The 22,250-nt window shown below is 37.1% G+C and carries 27 protein-coding genes; 15 read left to right on the top strand and 12 right to left on the bottom strand.

Going from position 1 to position 22,250, the window contains the following annotated elements; all coding sequences use genetic code 11:
• The first annotated feature begins 25 nt into the window (after positions 1 to 25).
• Together glgA and Q9M50_01400 are read left to right on the top strand one after the other, a co-directional pair.
• A complete protein-coding gene (gene glgA / locus Q9M50_01405; GenBank protein ID MDQ7089294.1) occupies positions 26 to 1,459 on the top strand; it encodes a glycogen synthase GlgA in 1,434 nt (477 codons plus the stop codon).
• 18 nt (positions 1,460 to 1,477) lie between these two features.
• A complete protein-coding gene (locus tag Q9M50_01400; GenBank protein MDQ7089293.1) occupies positions 1,478 to 2,269 on the top strand; it encodes a type II and III secretion system protein in 792 nt (263 codons plus the stop codon).
• A 33-nt stretch (positions 2,270 to 2,302) separates the two neighbouring features.
• Here Q9M50_01400 and nirJ read toward each other — a convergent pair whose 3' ends face one another.
• The 12 genes from nirJ to hldE form a co-directional block, all read right to left on the bottom strand.
• Complete coding sequence (gene nirJ, locus Q9M50_01395; protein ID MDQ7089292.1) at positions 2,303 to 3,448, bottom strand: heme d1 biosynthesis radical SAM protein NirJ; 1,146 nt, start codon at positions 3,446 to 3,448, stop codon at positions 2,303 to 2,305.
• A gap of 95 nt (positions 3,449 to 3,543) precedes the next feature.
• A complete protein-coding gene (locus Q9M50_01390; protein ID MDQ7089291.1) occupies positions 3,544 to 4,650 on the bottom strand; it encodes a tellurite-like stress resistance cysteine protease StiP in 1,107 nt (368 codons plus the stop codon).
• Positions 4,651 to 4,658: 8 nt separating this feature from the next.
• A complete protein-coding gene (gene ubiB / locus Q9M50_01385) occupies positions 4,659 to 6,209 on the bottom strand; it encodes a ubiquinone biosynthesis regulatory protein kinase UbiB (GenBank protein MDQ7089290.1) in 1,551 nt (516 codons plus the stop codon).
• Complete coding sequence (locus tag Q9M50_01380; protein ID MDQ7089289.1) at positions 6,210 to 6,833, bottom strand: SCP2 sterol-binding domain-containing protein; 624 nt, start codon at positions 6,831 to 6,833, stop codon at positions 6,210 to 6,212. It lies immediately after the preceding gene.
• Positions 6,834 to 7,256: 423 nt separating this feature from the next.
• Positions 7,257 to 7,478 carry a hypothetical protein gene (locus Q9M50_01375; GenBank protein MDQ7089288.1) on the bottom strand — a complete coding sequence of 74 codons (222 nt, stop codon included), beginning with the start codon at positions 7,476 to 7,478 and terminating at the stop codon, positions 7,257 to 7,259.
• The gene (locus tag Q9M50_01370) at positions 7,478 to 8,671 is read right to left on the bottom strand and encodes an AAA family ATPase (GenBank protein ID MDQ7089287.1); all 1,194 of its coding nucleotides are present in this window, start codon (positions 8,669 to 8,671) and stop codon (positions 7,478 to 7,480) included. The genes Q9M50_01375 and Q9M50_01370 overlap by 1 nt, the downstream gene beginning before the upstream one ends.
• 130 nt (positions 8,672 to 8,801) lie before the next feature.
• The gene (locus tag Q9M50_01365; GenBank protein ID MDQ7089286.1) at positions 8,802 to 8,927 is read right to left on the bottom strand and encodes a hypothetical protein; all 126 of its coding nucleotides are present in this window, start codon (positions 8,925 to 8,927) and stop codon (positions 8,802 to 8,804) included.
• A 43-nt stretch (positions 8,928 to 8,970) separates the two neighbouring features.
• On the bottom strand, positions 8,971 to 9,561 hold the full coding sequence (locus Q9M50_01360) for a Uma2 family endonuclease (protein MDQ7089285.1): 591 nt from the start codon (positions 9,559 to 9,561) through the stop codon (positions 8,971 to 8,973).
• Between the two features lie 10 nt (positions 9,562 to 9,571).
• Positions 9,572 to 10,321, bottom strand: a complete 750-nt coding sequence (gene ubiE / locus Q9M50_01355; protein MDQ7089284.1) for a bifunctional demethylmenaquinone methyltransferase/2-methoxy-6-polyprenyl-1,4-benzoquinol methylase UbiE — start codon at positions 10,319 to 10,321, stop codon at positions 9,572 to 9,574.
• 51 nt (positions 10,322 to 10,372) lie between these two features.
• Positions 10,373 to 10,750: a DUF971 domain-containing protein gene (locus Q9M50_01350; protein MDQ7089283.1), complete on the bottom strand. Its 378-nt coding sequence runs from the start codon at positions 10,748 to 10,750 to the stop codon at positions 10,373 to 10,375.
• A gap of 98 nt (positions 10,751 to 10,848) precedes the next feature.
• Positions 10,849 to 11,715, bottom strand: a complete 867-nt coding sequence (ubiA, locus tag Q9M50_01345; protein MDQ7089282.1) for a 4-hydroxybenzoate octaprenyltransferase — start codon at positions 11,713 to 11,715, stop codon at positions 10,849 to 10,851.
• On the bottom strand, positions 11,715 to 13,139 hold the full coding sequence (gene hldE / locus Q9M50_01340) for a bifunctional D-glycero-beta-D-manno-heptose-7-phosphate kinase/D-glycero-beta-D-manno-heptose 1-phosphate adenylyltransferase HldE (protein ID MDQ7089281.1): 1,425 nt from the start codon (positions 13,137 to 13,139) through the stop codon (positions 11,715 to 11,717). The genes ubiA and hldE overlap by 1 nt, the downstream gene beginning before the upstream one ends.
• Positions 13,140 to 13,208: 69 nt before the next feature.
• Between hldE and arsC the strand changes: the two genes are divergently transcribed.
• The 13 genes from arsC to Q9M50_01275 all read left to right on the top strand — a co-directional run bounded on the left by arsC (position 13,209) and on the right by Q9M50_01275 (position 22,248).
• The gene (gene arsC / locus Q9M50_01335) at positions 13,209 to 13,559 is read left to right on the top strand and encodes an arsenate reductase (glutaredoxin) (protein MDQ7089280.1); all 351 of its coding nucleotides are present in this window, start codon (positions 13,209 to 13,211) and stop codon (positions 13,557 to 13,559) included.
• A gap of 5 nt (positions 13,560 to 13,564) precedes the next feature.
• Complete coding sequence (gene wrbA, locus Q9M50_01330) at positions 13,565 to 14,149, top strand: NAD(P)H:quinone oxidoreductase (protein MDQ7089279.1); 585 nt, start codon at positions 13,565 to 13,567, stop codon at positions 14,147 to 14,149.
• Positions 14,149 to 14,496 carry a DUF2069 domain-containing protein gene (locus tag Q9M50_01325; protein MDQ7089278.1) on the top strand — a complete coding sequence of 116 codons (348 nt, stop codon included), beginning with the start codon at positions 14,149 to 14,151 and terminating at the stop codon, positions 14,494 to 14,496. The genes wrbA and Q9M50_01325 overlap by 1 nt, the downstream gene beginning before the upstream one ends.
• Before the next feature lie 4 nt (positions 14,497 to 14,500).
• Positions 14,501 to 15,190: a DnaA regulatory inactivator Hda gene (hda, locus tag Q9M50_01320; GenBank protein ID MDQ7089277.1), complete on the top strand. Its 690-nt coding sequence runs from the start codon at positions 14,501 to 14,503 to the stop codon at positions 15,188 to 15,190.
• A gap of 178 nt (positions 15,191 to 15,368) precedes the next feature.
• Positions 15,369 to 15,635: a 30S ribosomal protein S16 gene (gene rpsP / locus Q9M50_01315; protein ID MDQ7089276.1), complete on the top strand. Its 267-nt coding sequence runs from the start codon at positions 15,369 to 15,371 to the stop codon at positions 15,633 to 15,635.
• 5 nt (positions 15,636 to 15,640) lie between these two features.
• On the top strand, positions 15,641 to 16,144 hold the full coding sequence (gene rimM / locus Q9M50_01310) for a ribosome maturation factor RimM (GenBank protein ID MDQ7089275.1): 504 nt from the start codon (positions 15,641 to 15,643) through the stop codon (positions 16,142 to 16,144).
• Position 16,145: 1 nt separating this feature from the next.
• Entirely contained in the window at positions 16,146 to 16,892 is a 747-nt protein-coding gene (trmD, locus tag Q9M50_01305; GenBank protein MDQ7089274.1) for a tRNA (guanosine(37)-N1)-methyltransferase TrmD, read from the top strand.
• Between the two features lie 8 nt (positions 16,893 to 16,900).
• The gene (gene rplS, locus Q9M50_01300; GenBank protein MDQ7089273.1) at positions 16,901 to 17,245 is read left to right on the top strand and encodes a 50S ribosomal protein L19; all 345 of its coding nucleotides are present in this window, start codon (positions 16,901 to 16,903) and stop codon (positions 17,243 to 17,245) included.
• A 129-nt stretch (positions 17,246 to 17,374) separates the two neighbouring features.
• Entirely contained in the window at positions 17,375 to 18,313 is a 939-nt protein-coding gene (locus tag Q9M50_01295) for an NAD-dependent epimerase/dehydratase family protein (GenBank protein MDQ7089272.1), read from the top strand.
• Positions 18,306 to 19,247, top strand: coding sequence for a GDP-L-fucose synthase (locus Q9M50_01290; protein ID MDQ7089271.1), 942 nt, complete (start codon positions 18,306 to 18,308; stop codon positions 19,245 to 19,247). The genes Q9M50_01295 and Q9M50_01290 overlap by 8 nt, the downstream gene beginning before the upstream one ends.
• A complete protein-coding gene (locus Q9M50_01285; GenBank protein ID MDQ7089270.1) occupies positions 19,240 to 20,067 on the top strand; it encodes a transketolase in 828 nt (275 codons plus the stop codon). The genes Q9M50_01290 and Q9M50_01285 overlap by 8 nt, the downstream gene beginning before the upstream one ends.
• A complete protein-coding gene (locus tag Q9M50_01280; protein MDQ7089269.1) occupies positions 20,057 to 20,968 on the top strand; it encodes a transketolase C-terminal domain-containing protein in 912 nt (303 codons plus the stop codon). Before Q9M50_01285 ends, Q9M50_01280 begins: the two co-directional genes overlap by 11 nt.
• Positions 20,968 to 22,248, top strand: coding sequence for an AAA family ATPase (locus Q9M50_01275; protein MDQ7089268.1), 1,281 nt, complete (start codon positions 20,968 to 20,970; stop codon positions 22,246 to 22,248). The genes Q9M50_01280 and Q9M50_01275 overlap by 1 nt, the downstream gene beginning before the upstream one ends.
• Positions 22,249 to 22,250 lie beyond the last annotated feature (2 nt).

Genomic DNA, 22,250 nt, shown 5'->3' with positions numbered 1-22,250 from the left:
TTAAAATCTTGCAACATCAAAATTTATGAAAAAAATACTTTTTGTCAGTAGTGAAGCCCATCCTCTTATTAAAACAGGTGGTCTTGCCGATGTTTCGGGAAGTCTGCCCAAAGCCTTAAATGAGCTTTCACAAAGCATTCACATCTTACTGCCTTATTATCAAAGTTTAAATATCACCGAACCCGTTCATCATCGTTGTACGATTTGTATTGATAATTCTGAAGTCCATATTTTAGAAACCAAGCTTCCCAATAGTCAGGTAACTATTTGGCTCGTTGATTACCCGCCTTTTTTTAATTTACCTGGAAATCCTTATAGTGACCCGAAAGGTAATCCTTGGGAAAACAATTTAGAACGTTTTACGCTATTTTGTAAAGTTGCAACCGAAATTGCCATGAATAGAACGTATTTGGAATGGAAACCTGATGTTGTCCATTGTAATGACTGGCAAACAGGGTTGGTTCCCGCCCTTCTAAGTCTTGAGTTACAGCGTCCTGCGACCGTATTTACTATTCATAATTTAGCGTACCAAGGCTTATATCCTGCGGATAAATATTTAACGTTAAATTTACCGAATCAGCTTTGGCATCCTGATGGCTTGGAATTTTACGGAATGCTGTCGTTAATTAAAGGGGGGTTGGTTTATGCTGACCATATCACCACTGTCAGCCCTCGTTATGCTTTAGAAATACAAACCTCAGAACTGGGCTATGGACTTGAAGGCTTACTGCATTACAAGCAAGACAGTTTGTCAGGAATTATTAATGGCATTGATACCCAAGTATGGGATCCAGAGACCGATGAACATATTACTCAACATTACAATGTCGATAATTTAGACTACAAACAATCCAATAAAATCGCCTTACAAAAACGACTTTTCTTACCCATTGACAAGGACATTCCTATTTTTGGGATGATTAGTCGATTAGTTGAGCAAAAAGGAATTGATCTTATTTTAGACTGTTTAGCTGAAATGTTACTCTTACCCATTCAGTTTGTTTTATTAGGCAGTGGTGAGCCTGACTTTGAACATCGATTACATAACCTAACCTTGCTCCATCCTGATAAAATTTCAGTGACGTTAGGCTATGATGAATCCCTTGCGCATTTGATTGAAGCAGGCATTGATATTTTCATGATGCCTTCGCGTTTTGAACCCTGTGGTTTAAATCAGCTCTATAGTCAGCGTTATGGGACGATTCCCATTGTAAGAAAAACAGGAGGGTTGGCCGATACAATTAAAGATACCTTGCCTGAAAGTATCGCTAATAATACCGCGACAGGCATTGCTTTTCATGATGCCAGTGCAGATTCTTTAATCGAAGCCGTTAAGCGGGCATTGATTTTATTTTATGACAAACCCGTTTGGAAAAAATTGCAACGTAACTGTATGAAAAAAGATTTTTCATGGCAAAATAGTGCTAAACAGTACTTATCACTTTACAAAAAATTATAACGATTTTTGGAGGGCTAGATGGGGCGAATCCTATTATTTTTAAGTTTATTTTTACCCCATTTAGCGACTTTTGCCGCTGAAACGGTCATGGAAATTATTCCACTTTCTAACCGACTTGCCTCAGAAATAGAACCGATCATCGCCCCCTTTTTAGATGAATCTGATAGTTTAATCCCTGATGGTTTTAATTTAATCATTCAAACCCGTCCTGAAAAACTGCGTGAAATTAAAGCGGTTATCAAACAACTGGATAGCGTCCTAACAAATTTGACGATCACGGTTATTCAGAGTGAAGACTTGAGTGCCGAACAGTTAAATGCAGGGATTAACCTTAACATTTTAGTGGGTCAGAATTCAAACCTACAAGGACAAGTGACCGCGAATTATCAACAGCAACAAGACAATGCGAATCATCAACAAATATTAACCACCTTAGAAGGAACAGCGGCTCATATAAATGTGGGTCGTTATCTTCCTATTCATCAGACACACCGCTATATAAACCGTTATGGTCAACGGGTTGTTAGGCAACAGCAACAACAAATTGAAGTCAGTACGGGCTTTGCCGTATTACCCCGATTGAACGGTGAACAGGTTCTCTTGGAAATCTCTCCGTGGTCTGAACGTTTACACACGAATACGGATATAAAAACACATCAAGCTAAAACAACGTTGAAAACACGGTTAGGGGAATGGATCGAAATTGGTGCGGTCAATCAACAGCAGCACTCTGAAAAAGAGGGGCTGTTATCGCATCAACAAAGCCATCAAACGAAAAATTTACGCATTTTAGTTAAAGTTGAAAAATAAGGAAAGTTTACGGGTATCAAGGCGAGTAACCCTCTACACCCTAGGACTAATTTCATCCTCAGTAAGGTAGCAACCTGGATCTTCAGCCCACGGGTTATTAAATACTTGTTGCGCTCTAACCCGTGTATTACCATTGCATATTTTTTGATAATGACACGACCCACAACGTCCTTCTAAAGGCCGTGGAGTTTGCTTTAAACCGGCCATCAGTGGATCTGACGTATCTTGCCATATATCCGCAAACGTTCTTTCTTTAACGCTACCTAACGAGTGATTCCACCAAAAGGTATCAGGATGAACATGGCCTAAGTTATCAATATTTGCAACATTAACCCCTGACGCATTGCCGCCCCATTGTTCTAATTTTAACTGTAAATCATGGACACGTTGTGGGAAATGTTGATTAACCCAATGTAGAAAATAAACCGCATCTGCATCATTATTGCCTGTTACAATTTCCCGCTTCCCGCCTTGTTGCTCCCATTGTAAACACTGGGTGAATAATTGATTCATGACCTCCCGCGTCATTTTAAAATTGGCATCATCCTGACGATTTTTATTCCCACGTCCGCCATAATTCAAATGCGATAAATAAAATTTATCAATACCCTCATCATCCATGAGTTTTAATATTTGAGGAAAATCCTCCACATTATCTTGCGTTAAGGTAAACCGAATGCCCACTTTAATTCCCTTATCGTGACATAAACGTATCCCTGCTAAAGACTTTGCAAACGAGCCTTTTTGTTGACGAAAATCATCGTGCGTTTTGCCAATACCATCTAAACTAACCCCCACATATTGATAATTCATTGCCGCAATTTGTTCAATGTTATCGGGGGTAATTAAAGTTCCATTACTGGATAATGCGACATAAAAACCTAACGCTTTAGCCCGTTTTGAAATGGCAAATATATTAGGATGTAATAACGGTTCACCGCCTGATAAAATAAGTACGGGGACGTTGAAATCCTTTAAATCGTCCATTGTTTGATAGATTTCAGCGGTCGTTAATTCACCTGGAAAATGAATATTAGCCGACGTGGTGTAACAATGCTTACAGGTTAAATTACAACGACGAATTAAGTTCCAAATAACGACGGGCGCAACGGGTTTACGCACCGATTTTAAAGCGGTGGGTTGTAAAACTTCACGCATATACTGGCTTAATCGAAACATCGTTAACCTATCCTTAATCCTATTTTTTAAAATACGATGATGATACACACCATCATCGCTTGAATTTGTGCCTTATTAAGGTTGACTCATCGCTCTTATAACGTTAATTGCGAAACAATTCCTACCGCTTGATAGGGCATCGTTTTAACTTCTTCAACCGGCACATTCTTTTCCTCAGCCAACACTAAAAAAGGGCTAATATCGGTAGAATGTCGATCTTGAACTAAAATTCTATCGGGAACACGTCGGAGTAAAATACGAATAGCCTCGCCTATCCCCGGTCGAATTAAGCGACGATTTCCGATTTTATACGTCACCATGACCTGTTGAATAAATTGATTATTTTGTTGCTGTAATGGGTGTTGATTAACATTAATACATGCGCGAGGTTCATCCAACGTTTTTATTTCTATCATCATTTGCTCAACAAACCATAATGATAAATCATAAGGTTCAAATTCAGGGTAAAGTTTACAACCATGAAAATCATCCTCATTAAGATAATTTTTATTTAATATCGTCCGACTGACCAGTCCATTAATGGTCGAATTTAATAACGCTGATGGGATAACATAATCCTTTGTCGTCGCCGCAACGGTCGCATAACCTGCAATATCGGCCACCGTATATAAGTCTGTGGAAATATTTGTTTCATGTTGTTGGTTAAAACGGTCAACCCATTTTTTCACTTCACGCGCAATTCCCCCCTTACCCGTCCAACCATCAATAAAAACAATATCCGCGCCTTGTTTATCATGGTGAGACAAAATATAACGCAGGGCATTTTCATCAATCCCTTTATCTAAAATAATTGAAATGGAATAATGAGCCACTTCACGATGAAATAAATCTCGTAAACAGCGTTTTAAAATAACCCCAATCGGTGTGCCTGCCCGTGCTAATGACACCAGTACCAAGCTTTTCTTTTGATTCAAACGATTCGCCAGTGCAAAAATATGCTGGGCCAAGCGGTGTTTATTGAAATCAAACACCTGATAAAAAATAGCTTGATACTGTTTTGAAGGTAAATATTCTTTAGGCAATAACTCACTATAATGCCGCCCTTCAATTTGCATAATTCGTTCGCGTTCTTCAACGTCGGTATAAGGGATTGAAATAGGCTTTAATAAAAAAGAAACATCGTCGGTTAAATAACTACCCGAAAATATAGAATGTTCCAATCGGTTTATATTTATTTGCATAATATTTGCTACTGAACAAGTATTGCTAAACCAAGCAAGGTCGCGCTTGCAATAATGGCCATAATCGTCCCGTTATAATTACTTTCGAGCTGTTTCCTAATACGTTCCATTTCCTGATTATGCGCGGATAATTGACGATTTGCATTGGCCGCCCCATCTAAAGCTTGAAATAATAAATTAGGCATTTCTGGAAAATGTTCCGCTACTTCGGGGAATTTTTTTAACGCTTCCTTAATTTTTGCTTTAGGGCCTAAACGCTCATGAAACCAATTTTCTAAAAAAGGTTTTGCGGTTTGCCATAAATCCAATTCAGGGTATAAATCACGCCCTAATCCTTCAATATTTAATAACGTTTTTTGTAATAAAACCAACTGCGGTTGGACGACCATATCAAAACGGCGTGCGGTTTGAAAAAGTCTGAGTAGCAATAAACCAAAGGAAATATCTTTTAATGGTTTTTCAAATATAGGCTCACAAACACTTCTAATCGCCATTTCAAAATCTTCTATCCGTGTTGTATGCGGAACCCAGCCTGATTCAATGTGCATTTGGGCCACTCGATTATAATCACGATTAAAAAAAGCGAGAAAATTTTCAGCTAAATAGCGTTGATCGGTTAAGGAAAGTGATCCCATAATACCAAAGTCCACTGCGATATATTTATCAGGAATATCGACAAAAATATTACCTGGGTGCATATCAGCATGAAAAAAGTTATCTCTAAAGACTTGGGTAAAAAATATTTGCACACCGCGTTCAGCAAGGGTTTTAAAATCAGCCCCTTGTTCTGCTAATTTTGGAATATCGCCAATAGGAATACCATGAATACGCTCCATCACCATGACTTTTTTACGCGTATAATCCCAATAAATATCAGGAACATATAAGGAGTCTGAATCTTTAAAGTTACGGCGTAATTTAGCGGCATTTGAAGCCTCATGCACTAAATCTAATTCATCTAAGGTGGTTTTTTCAAATTCCGCGACCACTTCAACCGCACGTAAGCGTCTAGCATCATCCCAAAAGCGTTCAGCAAATTTGGCGACTTCATACATCAAACGGACATCCGCATGAATGCGTGTTTCTATATCAGGCCGTAAAACTTTAACAACGACGTGTTCACCGCTATGTAATACCGCGCTATGAACTTGAGCAACCGATGCTGAGGCTAAGGGTTTAGACTCAAATTCAGCAAAGGCTTCACTCACCGACATAGTTAATGATTGTTCAATAATTTCAATCGCAACATGGCTTTCAAAAGGGGGAACTTTATCTTGAAGTTTAACCAATTCATTGGCGATATCTTCAGGCAACAAATCTTTACGCGTTGAAAGAGCTTGACCAAACTTGACATAAATAGGCCCTAAATCTTCTAAGGTGCGACGTATTCTTACCCCTCTATTTTCTTTTTCCTTTTTAAACCAATAATGAGGGGATAGATAAACCAAATAACGAATAGGTCGAAATAAATGCGTTTTTAAAACAAGTTCATCTAAACCGTGGAACATCATCACCCAATTAATATGGATAAGGCGTATTAAAACTTTAGGGTGTATCACTTAAGAGTCCTTGTTAGTGTTAAGTGTTTGTAACCGATTAACATGGGCGCAAAGGCGGTCAAAATCCATGCGTAAACTATCAACCTGTTGATAAAAAATATCCGCTTCGGCATTTGCGGGTAAGTCACGGGTTTCTTCTTGTAAAAACTCGGTCGCATTGAGTTTAAAGGTTTCAATGGTTTCTTGTGTCCAGTGATGGCTTGAACGAAATAAGTTACTTAACGTATGCGCGACAACTTCACCTGTGAGATGAGAAAGGTGTTCTTCCCAGTCAATCTCTAATTGCTCAAAAAGTTGCTGGAATCTTTGTCCAAGGCGAGTGTCCCCAGTAATTTTCACATCCCCTGAAAATAAAGAACGCATCGGGGTTTTTGAAAGTCCCATGACTCCGAAAGCGGCGATTGAACCTGAAAGTGTGGTATCAACGTCGCCTACAAAATTTTCTAAACATTGAATATGGGTTTTAGTCGGGCAGAGGTATAAGGTTTCATTGAAAGGTTCAATCGTAATCGCAATAACCTTATCGGCTAAGGGAGTTAAAAATAAATGAGCCTTATCATCTAAGGTGAGGTATTGATTAAGTACGGTTTCTAAGGCACTGCTTAAGAGGGGTTTGATTAGCATAGATAGATAAAGGGGTGGAAAAAGAGTTTAAAAGATAACATTATTTATTTTTACAACGCCCTATACCCACAAAAAGAATAACTTTTTTTAGTTTGAGGTTTAATGTTTAAAATAGCTTCCGAATCATCCTTGAAATGCGGATGTTGAATTAAACCCTTTAATCGACTTCTTTCTAAAGTTACCTGTGTTTGCATACCAATGTATCTAAATTTATGAGTTAAAGTAATTTATATGATTTTTTGAGCGTGCCGAGTATGTAAATTTAAATTGATCCCAGTTTGTTGTCTAAACTTCTTTTTTAATACTTGTGTTCCCGTTCCTAACTTAGGAATTATTGAGGCAACAACATGACACTCTTTTAGTAAATTTTGATGACGATTTTTACAGGCTATAATCGTTGTTTTTAACTGGTCACACGCTTTCTCAATAGCCTTCCCTTTTTAATTCAACATAATATATTTGTCGTATTGGATCACCTATTTCAAACAAATAATCACAACGTTTTCCTGTTTTAATCAAACAATTATCAACGACAACCTGAAAAACTAGTTTTTGATGAGGATTATTCAGGGTAAATTTCCGAGTATTTTCAGAAATTGTGATAATTTTATCTGTTCTCTTTCGACCACAGGCTTGAAAATCCATTATTCTGCTTGCAAATCAAGTAAATTATCAAAATCTGTTTCAAAATCATCTGACACAGAATCAATAATAGTGGCACCAATGAATCGCGCCTCATCATCCATAATACTTATTAAACGTCCGTCTTCAATAGTATAAGCATTTACATCCTCATATTTAATCGAAAAATCAGGATCAAAAATAGCTTTAACCGCCTCCTTGCCTTTTTCTTCGATAACATCTTGTGCTAAAATTGCATTATTAATCGCCGTTAAAATATAAGGACTATGGGTTGTTAATACAAAATCATAAGAATGGTTATAAATTACCCCTAGTAAAGAAATAATATGCTTTTGAGAAACAGGAAATAAATGCGCTTCGGGTTCTTCAATAAAAATTTTAGCGTTGCTTCTCTCATCTATTATATCTATAAAAGAAACCCATACAGATAAAATAATCAGCATGGGTAAAGACTCTTGTTGCCCTGATGACGAATGAAAAAGATTAACGATCTCTCCTGTCTGCATTTCTATCCAGTCTTGTTCGTCTTTACGAAAATAATTTCCTTTTAAAATAGAGTGTATTATAGACTTTGTTTTTTGTTGTAGTTCACTTTTGCTAACAATACCATCATGTTCAATAAATGACCTTTTTGCATTTTCATATAATGAGCCAAATTTTTTCAAAAAAGGGTCTATTTTTATATCATTATCCAGAAGATAAAAAATATTTTTTTGCATAATGGCAAAAAAAGAACGTGTTGCAGGAATAAATAACACAGGGTAAAGACAAGAAAATTCTTTTTTTAATTTCGTAAGCTCTAATATAGAATCCAAAGAATCTTCTACGTTATTTAATTTTTCTAACGCTTCAGTCATTCTTACAAATTCATCCGATAAAACGACCTCTATCGTCCCCTCATGGGTATTTATTAAAGAAATACCTATATTATTAATTTCATAATCAATTTGAAAGTTTTGATCTTTCCACGTATATTCAGGAAAATACTTCTTAAAATTTTTATAAAGCGTTGTTTCTACATTATATTCTGAAACACTTAATAATTTAGCCTTATAAAAAATTTCTTTAAAAAAGTACAATACTTTACTGATAACACTTTTACCACTGGCTTGAGAGCCAATAATAATATTAAACCTACCGACTTCAAAATCAGCTTCTTTAATACATAAAAAGTTTTTAATACTTAAACGTTCCATTAAATTATCTCTTAAGACCAAATATACTTTCAAAACCGACTTTAATCAATTCCGATTCAACCACCGTATAAACCTAACTCTGCTTTTCTTTTGTCATCACAAAAATAGTGTGTGTAAAAAGCTCAATTGCCTATACGACGTTAATACCCGCTTCAATTAAACGTTTTGCTTCTAACGACACTTGAATAAGTTGGCTCGAAGAAATAACGCCAATGACTAACATAGGCATCTGGACTAATTTATTGACATCATGCAAAAAATTGGGGGCATCACCTTAGTAGGATAAAGACAACACACCCTCATGTTTTGACTACTTTACGTTGTAATTCCAACATTTCTTCATTAACCACTCGCTGATAAATAGACTCAACCGATAACGTTATTTCTAATGATTCAAATGTCACTTTATCCCCTAAAAAATAATGTTTGGATTGCCAATGCGAAGACCTACGACAAATTTCAATATCAACAAAATTTTGCTCAATAAGAACATATTCTTGTAATGTTGGAATAGTTCGATAAGCATTCATTTTTGTCACTTTGTCACGACCACGGGTTGAATTCGATAAAACCTCAATAATAATAACGGGGAATTCAGTATAATAATCATCCCCTTTATCATCATCACAAACCACCAATACATCAGGGTAATAAAAAGCATCATTAGCCTTTACTTTCATATCGGCAACAAATGTTGTACAAGGCGTATTTTCTAAATGATTACCCAATTGCCTGGCAATATTACTGCTGATAATATTGTGATTTCGACTCGCCCCCGCCATCGCATAAACGTCACCCTCACTATATTCATGCTTAATTTCGCTGGTTTTTTCGCCTTCCAAATACTCAGCTTCGCTCAAATGATATTTCGTCGCTAAATTGGCAACCATATTGCACCTCTTAAAATTTATAACCCCGATGTACGGCAACAATCCCTTGCGTCATATTAAAATACTCACAGCGTTCAAAGCCTGCCGTTTCCATCATTTCTTTTAATTCATCTTGCTTAGGGTGCATCCGAATAGACTCCGCTAAATAACGATAGCTTTCTTCATCTTTTGCGACAATTCCACCAATTTTGGGTAACAAATTAAAGGAATAAAAATCATAAACCTTTTCAGTTAATTTATCAGTAGGATGAGAAAATTCTAAAACAATCAGCCGTCCACCGGGTTTTAAAACGCGTAAAATAGAACGTAATGCCGCGTCTTTATCGGTAACATTTCTTAAACCAAAGGCAATACTCACGCAGTCAAAGGTGTTATCTTCAAAGGGTAAACACTCGGCATTGACTTGGGCATATCGAATATTCCCGATAAGTCCTTTATTAATTAAACGATCACGCCCCGTGCGTAACATTTCTGAATTAATATCGGCTAAAACAACTTCCCCTGTTTTACCGACACGCTTTTCAAATTGAATCGTTAAATCCCCCGTGCCGCCCGCTAAATCTAGGATTTTATCGCCATTACGAACATTGGCAAGCTGTATCGCGACGCGCTTCCAAATTCGATGAATCCCCAGTGACATTAAATCATTCATCACATCATATTGCGCCGCGACAGAATCAAAGACTCCTCGGACTAATTTAACTTTTTCTTCAGTATCGACTTCTTTAAAACCGAAATGGGTGGTGTCTTGATTGCTCATAATAGTAATAATAGTATTGAATTTTGTGTAAAAATAAACGGAAAGAAATAACTAGGCGGTACGACTTTTCCCTGCGTCTTCAAGCTGTTTCAAATAACTTCCCCATAAAGTTTCATAGTCAGAACCCAGTTTATAAAGCAATTCCCATGTATAAATCCCCGTTTGATGTCCATCCGTAAACACAGGGCTAATACCGTAATTTCCGATGGCTTTAATTTCATTAATGCCTATGTCTTGTTTGCCTGTTTGCAAAATTTCTTGTCCAGGCGCATGACCTAATGCTTCTGCGGAGGGGGTAAATACCCGTAAATATTCACAGGGTAATTTGAAAACTTTACCATTATCAAAACTGATTTCTAAAACTTTAGAGAGTTTATGAAGTTTAATTTCAGTTAAATGGCAATGAATAGGATCGGCTTTTAAACGCATAGTTTGAAGTTTGATTAGTTAATATAAAACATAGGGGGCTTAAAGCCCAGCCTACAATAAAGTTTGGGATGTTATTACATTATTAGTCCTTATGGATTTTACCCATAATCAATCATCAACCCTATAAATATCGCCATTCCAAAATAATTACTATTTAAAAAGGCTTTAAAACATAAGTCTTTATCACGCTGAAAAATTAAAGTTTGCTGGTAAACCGATAATCCAGCCGCAATAAGAAGACTAAAATAATAGAAAAATCCAAGGGCTTGCAGTTGTCCAACAATCGCTAAAAGACTTAAAATAACCAACTGTAATAAGGCAATAATTTCACGTTCTCTATCACCAAATAAAATAGCGGTTGATTTAACCCCAATTTTTAGATCATCTTCTTTATCGACCATGGCATACATGGTGTCATAAACAATCGCCCATAAAGCAACGGCTAAATACATAATCCAAGCAACCGTTGGAATATGGTTAGTCTGTGCTGCAAATGACATGGGAATAGCCCAACCAAAAGCAATGCCTAAATAGGCTTGGGGCAAATGCGTATAGCGTTTCATAAAGGGATAACTGGCAATTAAAAATGCACCAATGAGCGATAATAAAATGGTCATGACATTTAATAATAACACTAATAAAAAAGCACTCCCAATCAAAATAGCAAATAGTTTTAAGGCTTCTGAAGGGCTTACTTTTCCTGATGCAATCGGTCGTTGTTGGGTGCGTTCGACATGGCAGTCAAAATCACGATCTGCATAATCATTAATCACACAACCTGCCGCTCGCGTTAAAATAACGCCTAAACAAATGACCGTTAAAACCAGTAAATTAGGCTTGCCGTCACTCGCAACCCACAATGCCCACAGGGCAGGCCATAATAAAATTAAAATTCCAATCGGTTTATCAAAACGTGCTAATAACCAATACTGATGAGCCCGATCTAATAGTCTATCTTTAGTCATTAAGGATTCCCTTTAATCGTTTCAATAATCTGACTGGTTGAATGCCCGTCAACAAAGGTTAAAACTTTAACTTCACCGCCATTATCAAGCACTTCTTTATGGCCTGCAATGGTTGTAATATCCGCATAATCGCCGCCTTTCACCAAAATATCAGGCAATAATTGTGCGATAACGTTTTGCGGCGTATCATCGGTAAAAAACACGACCCAATCGACGCATTCTAATGCCGCTAACATTTCCATCCGTTCATTCAAATGGTTAATCGGTCGATTTTCACCTTTTAAACGTTTAACAGAGTCATCACTATTAACCAAGACGACCAGTCGATCGCCCAACGCTTTGGCTTGTTTTAAATAGGTAATATGGCCTAAATGTAAAATATCAAAACAACCATTGGTTAATACAATTTTTTCACCATTCTTTTTAGCATGATTGACCGCATTGATAATTTCAGGAAGCGTCCCTACGCCTTGATGATCAACGCTTTCTCCATTTAAGGCTTCATTAAATTCTTTTATGGTTACAGTCGCGGTTCCCAATTTACCTACGACAATACCTGCGGCTATATTCGCTAATGTGATGGCTTCAACTAACGAGCTATTAGCGGCAAGACTCGCGGCTAAGGTTGAAATAACCGTATCTCCTGCCCCTGTTACATCAAAAACTTCTTGTGCATGTGTGGGTAAATGTAACGGCGGTTCACCATTCGCTAATAAGGTCATTCCATGCTCACCTCGCGTAATGAGTAAGGAACCTAAGTTTAATTCAACCAAGAGTCGCCCCCCTTTAGTCACAATGTCATCTTCATCAGCACAATGACCAACAACTGCTTCAAATTCACTTAAATTAGGGGTAATTAAAGAGGCACTACGATAGCGGGTGAAATCGGTTCCTTTCGGGTCAATTAACACAGGAATATTCATTTTTCTAGCGAGGGTTACAAACCCGGGAGTATCGTTAAGTGTCCCTTTATTGTAATCCGATAAAACCACTATTTGTGCGTGTTCTAGTTTAGTTTGGTAATGAGACAACAAGGTCGTACTATCAACATGATGAAAACCATCTTCAAAATCCATCCGAATGAGTTGTTGATGGCGACTCATAATGCGGAGTTTAGTAATCGTAGGCAAATCGTCTAAAGCCTCAAACGAACAGACAACACCTGCTTTGTTTAATAGTCTTGTTAACTTTTTAGCCGCTTCATCTTTGCCGACAAAACCCATTAATGAAACGGTTGCTCCTAGTTTAGCCATATTTAAAGCCACATTACCCGCGCCTCCTGCACGTTGTTCATCATCTTTAACGTGAACAATAGGCACAGGGGCTTCGGATGAGATACGTGATGTCGTCCCATGCCAATAGCGGTCTAACATTACATCGCCAACGACAAGGACTCGTGCAGAAGAATAATCAGGTAATTTCATAGCTTTACGAGCCGTTAGTAATACAAAATGTTATTATAACGTTTTTTATGTTATCCAAGAATGCAATCTATGCCTATTTCTATCATTCATAACCCACGTTGTAGTAAATCAAGACAGACATTACAACTGTTAAGAGACCAAGGCATAGAACCTGAAATTATTGAGTATTTAAAAAATCCCTTATCAGCCAAACAGCTTACTGAGATCTTACAAAAACTCGCTCTTGAACCGCGTGAATTAATGCGAAAAAAAGAAGACATATATAAAGAACTCGGCTTGAATAATGAATCCTTATCATCTGAACAACTCATAAACAGCATGGTGTGTCATCCTAAATTAATTGAACGGCCGATTGTTTTGGCTAATGGAAAAGCCGCCATAGGAAGACCCCCTGAAGCCGTTTTAGCTATTTTGGAATAATCAACATGCTAAAAATATTAGTGCTTTACTATAGCCGTGATGGACATACTGAAAAAATGGCCAATTATATCGGACGTGGAATAGAATCTATAGAGGGCGTTGAGGCTATACTACGTACCGTTCCAGCTATTTCAACCGTCTGTGAAAAAAAGGAGGCCGATATTCCTTCCAAAGGGGCTCCTTATGCCACGCTTGACGATTTAAAACAATGCGATGGTTTAGCTTTAGGGAGTCCTACGCATTTTGGTAATATGGCCGCGCCTTTAAAATATTTTATTGATAATACCACAGAAATTTGGTTATCAGGCGCATTAACAGGGAAGCCCGCCGCCGTCTTTACCGCAACAGGGAGTATGCACGGCGGACATGAAAGCACCTTATTATCGATGATGCTACCGCTTATTCATCATGGCATGATCTTAATGGGCGTTCCTTATAGTGAAAATTCACTACGAGAAACGACAACAGGCGGAACCCCTTATGGAGCAAGTCATCTATCCAGTGGTGATGCTGATTTAAGTCAAGATGAAAAAAATATTTGTAAAACATTAGGCCTTCGATTGGCTCATACCGCTTTAAAATTAACATAATGAACCCACGCTACCTTTATTACATTGCTTTAACAGGTTATTTCGGACTCTTTTTTTTAATGATGTTATGGAATACCCTATTAGCTCCCTCGCGGTATTTTCCCGTGAGTATCGTCCTTATTGTCATGGTCACCCCCTTGTTACTCCCTTTACGCGGCTTACTTGAGGCAAAACCTAAAAGCTGTGCATGGGCTGCTTATGTGAGCTTATTGTATTTTATTCATGGCTCAATAGAAGCGTTTGTTACAGCAGACCAGCGATTACTTGCTATACTTGAAGTTATTTTTAGTTTATTACTTTTTTTTGGGGCGAGCTTTTACGTACGCTTAAGAAAAAAAACACCCTAAAATCATGAGCATTCAATTTCCACTCGCGTTTGAATTTCAATCAAATCAAGGTTTTAACACCTATTTTCCCGCATCCAATCAAACTATTGTTACCCAATTACAAGATTTGATTTTAGGAACAGGTGAACGACAGATTTTTCTTTATGGCGATGCTGCGTTAGGGAAAAGCCACCTCTTACAAGCCTGTTGTCAATTAGGGCATACCGAGGGGATGAACCCTTTTTACTATCCTTTTGAAAAAAAGCGACTACCCCCCCTTTCCATGCTTGAAGGACTCGAAGAGGTCAAACTCATCTGTTTCGATGATGTGAATGAAATTGTCGGTAACTTAGATTGGGAGCAAGCCTTATTAAATTTTCTCAATCAGCATTTAGAAAATAATAATCGTCTAATTTTAACCGCTCGTGAACACCCCGAAGCAAGTAAAACTAAATTAGTGGATCTTAAAAACAGTCTTAATGCAGGATTAGCGTTAAAATTAAATCCGTTAGAGCAAGATGAAATTATTGCCGCCTTAATTCATAAAGCAAGTCACATGGGAATTATCGTTTCGCATAAGGTAGGGCATTTTTTAGTGACACATTATGCCAGTGATATGCCATCCATGTGGGTTTTATTAGAACAACTTGATAAAGCCACTCTGTCAGCCCAGCGTAAATTAACCATTCCATTTCTTAAGCAAATTTTAGAATAATCATTGATAGAGAGCCATTTCCGCCTAACGTTTCTCCCTTAATAATCGTTTTTAATGGCACAAAATAACACGAGCGTCTCTAATAAAAATGATAAAAATTATTAATTTATATTTCACATCTTAAAAAAATCGCGTAACATAGATAGATTAATTTGATTATTGTTTAAGGAATTTATCAATGGTACGCATTCGTCTTTCTCGCGGTGGCGCGAAAAATCGTCCATTTTATCATATTGTTGTTACTGATGGTCGCAACAGCCGTGATGGACGTTATATTGAACGTCTTGGTTTTTTTAACCCATTTGCAACAGGTCAAGAAGAAAGATTACGTTTAGATACAACTCGAATTGAACATTGGAAAATAAAAGGGGCGCAACCTTCTGATCGTGTTTCTAAACTCATTAAAGACCATAAAAAGTCTGAAGCTGTTGCAGTTGCAGCCTAAGCGCATTGTCTACAAAACTGATTACACTAGGTGAAATATCGGGTATTTTTGGTGTTCATGGCGCGTTAAAAATTTTTTCTTTTACCGAACCCCGTGAAAATATCTTAACGTATTCACCGTGGTTGTTAAAAAAAAATAATGAACTGACTGAAATTAAAGTAGCTGGCGGCAAACGCCAAGGAAAAACAGTCATTGCCCGATTAAAAGGAATAGGTGATAGAGACGCTGCCGCACAGTTGATCGGGAGTGAAATCCTTATTCCAAAAGATTTATTACCGGCAACAGCAGGCGATGAATATTACTGGCATGATTTAATCGGCTTAAAAGTTGAAACGCTGGAAGGCGTTCAGCTAGGTGATGTTGACTCTATTTTAGAAACAGGCGCGAATGACGTATTGATTGTTAAAGGTGAAAAAGAACGGCTCATCCCCTTCCTACAACCTGAAACCATCGTTAACATCAATCTTGAAACAGGAATTATGCGTGTTGACTGGGATATAGACTTTTAAGATGCAATTTGATGTCATTACCTTGTTTCCTGAAATGGTCAGCGAAACAGCACGTTATGGTGTAACAGGTAGAGCCCTCGAAAAAGCCTTAGTAAGCCTATCTGTTTGGAATCCTAGAGAGTATACCCACGATAAACACCGTACCGTTGATGACCGCCCTTATGGCGGTGGCCCTGGCATGGTGATGAAATATCAACCACTTGCCGATGCGGTAAATGATGCAAAACGCAGCATGAACGCAAAAAACTGCAAAGTGATTTGTTTATCACCTCAAGGGAAACCTATTAATCACGCTTTACTTTCGACAACAAGCACCGACGTTGATCAACTTATTTTAGTTGCGGGTCGTTATGAAGGCATTGATGAACGTTTTATTGAAACCATTTGTGATGAAGAATGGTCGTTAGGCGACTATATCATCAGTGGCGGTGAACTCGGCGCATTAACTATTATTGATGGAATCACTCGATTAATTCCAAAAGTATTAGGGGATGAGAACTCCGCTAAACAGGACTCTTATAGCGATGGGATTTTAGATTGCCCTCATTATACAAGACCTGAAAAACTAGAGCAGGGCGAAGCCGTTCCCGCAGTTTTATTAAGTGGCGATCATGCAAAAATAGAACGTTGGCGTATGAAACAAGCTTTAGGACGGACGTGGTGTAGACGGTCTGATTTATTAGAACATAAAAAATTAACCGCAATGCAGGAAGCATTGTTAGACGAATTTAAATTTGAAGTGAAATAGGGTTTGGTATGAGTAATATTATTGATGAATTAAATAAAGCACAATTGAGAACAGATCTTCCTGCGTTTAACCCAGGTGATACGGTTGTGGTTCAAGTCAAAGTAAAAGAAGGCGAACGTGAAAGATTACAAGCCTTTGAAGGGGTTGTCATTGCAAAACGTAATCGGGGTTTAAACTCGGCTTTTACGGTTAGAAAAATTTCTTATGGTGTGGGTGTTGAACGTGTTTTCCAAACACATAGCCTCATTATCAGCAGTGTTGATGTTAAGCGTCGTGGAGCGGTTCGTCGTGCAAAATTATATTATTTGCGTAACTTAACAGGTCGTGCTGCAAGAATTAGAGAAAAACTTTAAGCTCTTAACGTTGTTAAAAGCAAAAAAGACAACTTTCGGGTTGTCTTTTTTTTTGGGTTGATAAAAGTTAATAACGATCTACAATAAGCGAGTATCATTCGTTTATTTAATTATATTTAAAGGTAAAAAATGAGTTTTAACATATTAGTCACGGGTGGCGCAGGCTACTTAGGATCAGTCATCGTTCCTGAATTATTAAAATTAGGTCATAAAGTCACTGTTTTAGATAACTTTATGTTTTCCCCGACCTCGTTAGCGGACTGCTGCTATCAAGATAACTTTGAAGTCGTTCGAGGCGATGCACGAAACAAAGCCTTATTAAAAAAATTAGTTAAAGATAAAGATGTGGTCATTCCATTAGCCGCTTTAGTGGGTGCGCCTTTATGTAATCGTGATGAAATTGGCACATTAACCACCAATCGTGATGCGATTAAAACCTTAGCGGATATTTTATCGCCTGAACAACGTATTTTAATGCCGATTACCAACAGCGGTTATGGTGTTGGACAAGATGGGATTTATTGCACCGAAGAAACCCCGCTAAATCCAATTTCAACCTATGGACAAACCAAAGTTGATGCTGAAAAAATCGTTTTAGATCGTGGCAATGCAATTAGTTTTAGATTAGCGACCGTCTTTGGAATGAGTCCACGAATGCGTCTTGATTTATTAGTCAATGATTTCGTTTATCGTGCGGTAACAGATCGCTTTATCGTCATTTTTGAAGGTCATTTCAAACGTAATTACATCCATATTCGTGATGTTGCCAATGCGTTTATCATGGGATTAAATAATTTTGAGACCATGAAAAATGAACCTTATAACGTCGGTTTATCGGATGCTAATATTTCTAAATTAGAATTGTGTGCAAAAATAAAAGAACAAGTCCCTAATTTTACGATTATGGAAGCTGAAATCGGTAAAGACCCCGATCAACGCAATTATATTGTTTCCAATGATAAAATTGAAAAACACGGTTTTAAACCTCAGCATTCGTTAGAAATGGGGATTAAAGAATTAATAAAAGCCTACACTATTATTAATAATAGTAAATTTAGTAATGTTTAACCCCGATTCTAAAATCTACCTAGCAGGTCATACGGGCCTGTTAGGATCGGCTTTATTACGTGTTTTAAAGGCTAAAAATTATCAAACTATAATAACTCGAACGCATGAGGAATTAGAGTTAACCGATAGACAACAAACCGAAGATTTTTTTAAAACCGAACGTCCTGAATATGTCTTTTTATGTGCAGGAAAAGTCGGGGGCATCATAGGTAATAAAACTCGTCCTGCGGATTTTTTACATCAAAATTTAGCCATACAAACCAACGTATTTGAAATGGCCAATAAATACGCCGTTAAAAATTTAATGTTCTATGGCTCATCATGTACCTACCCTAAATTGTGCGAACAACCGATGCAAGAAAAACATTGGCTAACAGGGGCCATTGAAGAAACCAGTATGGGTTATGCAGCGGCTAAAATTGCAGGTATTATCGGCTGTCGTTCCTACAATACTCAATATGAAACCAAGCGTTTTATCTGTGTCATTCCCAATTCGATCTATGGTGAAAATGATAATTTTGATTTAGAAAATTCGCATGTGTTTTCAGCTTTAATTAGACGTTTTCATGAAGCCCAAAAAGCAGGTAATTCTGAAATCACCTTATGGGGAACAGGCAGCCCACGGCGTGAATTTATTTTTAGCGAAGATGTTGCTGATGCTTCACTTTTTCTGATGAAAAATGCTGACACGTTAGAAAATCAACATTACAACTTAGGTTCAGGCACGGATTATTCGATTAAAGAATTAGCCGAAAAAATTGCTCATGTAACAGGTTTTGAAGGAACGATTAATTGGGATACCTCCAAACCCGATGGCACACCGCGAAAATTATTAGATAGCTCCCAGTTATTAGCCCTAGGCTGGCAACCTCAGATGAAGTTTGATGAGGGTTTAAACGCAACTTATCACTGGTTTAAAAAACATTATGATTGATACCGCTTATTTAAAACAACAGGCAAAATTTTTAAGAGTAGAAACCTTAAAAATTCACAAAGCGGCACCCGAAGTGCGTGTCGCGTCATCCCTTTCGCCAATAGAAATATTTGCTTCGTTATTTTATGGCAAGTTGCTCAATTACAACCCAAAAAATCCACGTGATGAAAATCGAGATCGCCTAATTATCTCCAAAGGGCATGGCTCAATTTGCATGTATCCCTTGTTAGCGGATTTAGGTTTTTTTGATAAAGACGAATTAAACCGTGTTTGTAAAAGTGGCAGTTTTCTAGGCGGAATTCCTGATCCAATCATCCCTGGTTATGAAACCGTCAATGGTTCATTAGGGCATGGATTAGGGGTTGCCTGTGGGATAGCATTAGCCTTAAAAACCAAAAGATCCGCTAAGAAAGCCGTCGTATTAACGGGCGATGGTGAGTTAAATGAAGGCGCTAATTGGGAAGCCATTATGTGTGCTGCTCAACACAAGCTGGATAATTTAACCCTGATTGTTGATTACAATAAAGTGTCAATGCTGGATTTTAGCAAAAATATTATTGATTTGAATTCATTATCCGAAAAATTCAAGGCCTTTAATTGGGATGTCTATGAAGTGGAAGACGGTCATAATATCGAACAGGTTTATAACACCTTAAAAACCGCTTTTTTAGATCAACACCAAAAACCGAAAGTTGTGATCGCGCACACCGTAAAAGGCAAAGGAATTCCCTTTTTAGAAACACACCCGTTAAGTCATATATTATCGGTGAAAGAAGGTGATATTGATGGTTTAATTGAGGAGATTAATAATGCAGATTAAAGCGATGCGGGATGTTTTTTTAGCGGCATTACATCAAAAAATGCACGAAGATGAGAGCCTATTTTTTGTATCGGCTGATTTTGGTGCGCCCATTTTAGATAAAATTCGGGCTGATTTTCCTGATCGGTTTATTAATGTCGGGATTGCAGAACAGAATTTAATTAATGTTTCCGTAGGTTTAGCCCTAGAAGGCTTTACGGTTTATGCGTATGCCATTGCCCCGTTCATTACTATGCGTTGTTATGAACAGATTCGAGTCAATATCGCCATTTTATCGCAATTAAGACCGATGAATATTAATCTAATTGGCGTGGGTGCGGGAGTCAGTTATAGCTTAAGCGGACCCACCCATCATTGCCTTGAAGATTTGTCGATTATGCGTACCTTGCCTAATGTGGAAGTTTTTTCACCCAGTGATTACTTACTAACCGAAGCGTATGTTGAACGCACCATCGCTAATAAAACTCCTAAATATTTACGCTTTGATGCCATGCCGATGTTACCCATTTTAGACTTGGTTGAAAATTTTGAGGATGGCTTTAGAGTTTTAAAAACAGGCTCGAAAGCGGCGATTATAGCGACAGGTTATATGAGTCAAAAAGCGAAAAAAATAGCCGCTGATTTTGATGTGATGGTCATTGATCTTTATCTTTTAAATGCTTATGACTTAGAAAAATTACAAGTCTGTTTAGAGAGCATTGAAACTGTGATTACCTTGGAAGAAGGCTTTAAAGGCGTTGGGGGTTTGGATAGTGAAATTAATTCTAAATTGAAAAATAAACAAGTGACTAATTTAGGCTTTGAACAAAAATATACCTTTGAAGTCGGTTCGCGGGAATTTGTTCATGAAGAGAATGGCTTGGGTGAGCAGGATTTAGTGCGGTTATTACAGATAATCTAATGAAGATTAGAAAAATTAGAATCAAAAACTATAAAATGTTTGATGATTTAGAATTAGATTTTACGGATTCTAATGATGGAGCATTGGATACTATTGTCTTAGCAGGGATTAATGGCAGTGGAAAAACGTCTATACTTCAATTATTAGCAAAAATATTTTCAGAAGCAATACCTGTTCAAGGTGAAATATTCATTGAATTTGAAAGCACAGAAATAATTATTAATAATCTCATCGAATTGATGTCTATTTTTATGTCGGAAGGGACACAAATGAATTTTGGTGGAAAACCTCTTTCTTTTAAAAAAATTAATTCTAAATTATTAAAAGCCATTGAAAATGAAAGGGCTATAAAAGTATTCACGTTGAACTATAAAGTAGATGCTAATAATAATCCTATCGTACATGATTTTATTCTATTTACTTGTTTTTCATCTCCTTTATCAAAATATTTTAATATCTTATATTTTGTTTGTAGTTCTTTTGATTTAAACCTTATAGCAGTTGAAAAAAATAGCCTTATTAGGTTAGTTGATATTTTTTCACATAAAAAAGAAATTGAAAGATATCTTGTTGATTCAATTATAAATAGTGTCTTGAAAAATAGAGAGATGAGTGTTAAAGAGGCGGTTGACTCTCGTATTAAAGAAATAAATTACCTTTTAAAAGATGTAAAACTAAACACAAAATTAATTAATATTACCGCTGAAAAAGCAATTTTTGAAAGTTTTAATCATAAAGAAATATCAATGGATGATTTATCCAGTGGTGAAAAACAACTTTATTATCGAGCAGTTCTTTTAAGTCAGCTTAATATAAACAATAGTCTGGTGTTAATTGATGAACCTGAAACATCCCTACACCCTGGATGGCAAAAAGAAATTATTAAACTTTATCAAAATGCAGGAGAAAATAATCAACTTATTATAGCCACCCATTCACCTCATATTATTTCAACAATAGACCCTAAAAACCTTTTTGTACTTAATTGTGATAGTACCGATAATAAAGTAACCATCACTAACATGGAAAAGGAACAAAAATACACCAAAGGCGTTGAACCTAATAGAATTTTGCAAGAAATTATGGGGATGGAATTAAGAGATGATGAGACACAAGAGCGAATTGATGACTATGTCACCCTACTTCGTCAACAGCCCGAAAATAGAAATACCCCTGAAAATGAAGAAAAACTGCGTCAATTAACGGCTGATTTAGGCCCTCAAGACCCCTCAATTATGCGGATTCAGCATCAACTATTTTTATTAAATAGAAAAAGATAATA

Source organism: Methylococcales bacterium (genome assembly GCA_030949405.1).
Lineage (GTDB): Bacteria > Pseudomonadota > Gammaproteobacteria > Methylococcales > Methylomonadaceae > WTBX01.
This window is presented reverse-complemented; position numbering and strand designations above follow the sequence as displayed.

What these genes read in the sequence shown, in the direction of transcription:
- Q9M50_01380 (MDQ7089289.1), bottom strand. Translation starts at nt 6,833, where the DNA reads ATGCTAATCAAACCCCTCTTAAGCAGTGCCTTAGAAACCGTACTTAAT.
- Q9M50_01350 (MDQ7089283.1), bottom strand. Translation starts at nt 10,750, where the DNA reads ATGCGTTTAAAAGCCGATCCTATTCATTGCCATTTAACTGAAATTAAA.
- Q9M50_01325 (MDQ7089278.1), top strand. Translation starts at nt 14,149, where the DNA reads ATGAACCCACGCTACCTTTATTACATTGCTTTAACAGGTTATTTCGGA.
- rplS (MDQ7089273.1), top strand. Translation starts at nt 16,901, where the DNA reads ATGAGTAATATTATTGATGAATTAAATAAAGCACAATTGAGAACAGAT.
- ubiE (MDQ7089284.1), bottom strand. Translation starts at nt 10,321, where the DNA reads ATGAGCAATCAAGACACCACCCATTTCGGTTTTAAAGAAGTCGATACT.
- hldE (MDQ7089281.1), bottom strand. Translation starts at nt 13,139, where the DNA reads ATGAAATTACCTGATTATTCTTCTGCACGAGTCCTTGTCGTTGGCGAT.
- Q9M50_01370 (MDQ7089287.1), bottom strand. Translation starts at nt 8,671, where the DNA reads ATGGAACGTTTAAGTATTAAAAACTTTTTATGTATTAAAGAAGCTGAT.
- rpsP (MDQ7089276.1), top strand. Translation starts at nt 15,369, where the DNA reads ATGGTACGCATTCGTCTTTCTCGCGGTGGCGCGAAAAATCGTCCATTT.
- arsC (MDQ7089280.1), top strand. Translation starts at nt 13,209, where the DNA reads ATGCCTATTTCTATCATTCATAACCCACGTTGTAGTAAATCAAGACAG.
- trmD (MDQ7089274.1), top strand. Translation starts at nt 16,146, where the DNA reads ATGCAATTTGATGTCATTACCTTGTTTCCTGAAATGGTCAGCGAAACA.
- Q9M50_01285 (MDQ7089270.1), top strand. Translation starts at nt 19,240, where the DNA reads ATGATTGATACCGCTTATTTAAAACAACAGGCAAAATTTTTAAGAGTA.
- Q9M50_01375 (MDQ7089288.1), bottom strand. Translation starts at nt 7,478, where the DNA reads ATGGATTTTCAAGCCTGTGGTCGAAAGAGAACAGATAAAATTATCACA.
- wrbA (MDQ7089279.1), top strand. Translation starts at nt 13,565, where the DNA reads ATGCTAAAAATATTAGTGCTTTACTATAGCCGTGATGGACATACTGAA.
- Q9M50_01360 (MDQ7089285.1), bottom strand. Translation starts at nt 9,561, where the DNA reads ATGGTTGCCAATTTAGCGACGAAATATCATTTGAGCGAAGCTGAGTAT.
- Q9M50_01295 (MDQ7089272.1), top strand. Translation starts at nt 17,375, where the DNA reads ATGAGTTTTAACATATTAGTCACGGGTGGCGCAGGCTACTTAGGATCA.
- hda (MDQ7089277.1), top strand. Translation starts at nt 14,501, where the DNA reads ATGAGCATTCAATTTCCACTCGCGTTTGAATTTCAATCAAATCAAGGT.
- Q9M50_01275 (MDQ7089268.1), top strand. Translation starts at nt 20,968, where the DNA reads ATGAAGATTAGAAAAATTAGAATCAAAAACTATAAAATGTTTGATGAT.
- nirJ (MDQ7089292.1), bottom strand. Translation starts at nt 3,448, where the DNA reads ATGTTTCGATTAAGCCAGTATATGCGTGAAGTTTTACAACCCACCGCT.
- Q9M50_01280 (MDQ7089269.1), top strand. Translation starts at nt 20,057, where the DNA reads ATGCAGATTAAAGCGATGCGGGATGTTTTTTTAGCGGCATTACATCAA.
- Q9M50_01400 (MDQ7089293.1), top strand. Translation starts at nt 1,478, where the DNA reads ATGGGGCGAATCCTATTATTTTTAAGTTTATTTTTACCCCATTTAGCG.
- ubiA (MDQ7089282.1), bottom strand. Translation starts at nt 11,715, where the DNA reads ATGACTAAAGATAGACTATTAGATCGGGCTCATCAGTATTGGTTATTA.
- Q9M50_01290 (MDQ7089271.1), top strand. Translation starts at nt 18,306, where the DNA reads ATGTTTAACCCCGATTCTAAAATCTACCTAGCAGGTCATACGGGCCTG.
- glgA (MDQ7089294.1), top strand. Translation starts at nt 26, where the DNA reads ATGAAAAAAATACTTTTTGTCAGTAGTGAAGCCCATCCTCTTATTAAA.
- Q9M50_01390 (MDQ7089291.1), bottom strand. Translation starts at nt 4,650, where the DNA reads ATGCAAATAAATATAAACCGATTGGAACATTCTATATTTTCGGGTAGT.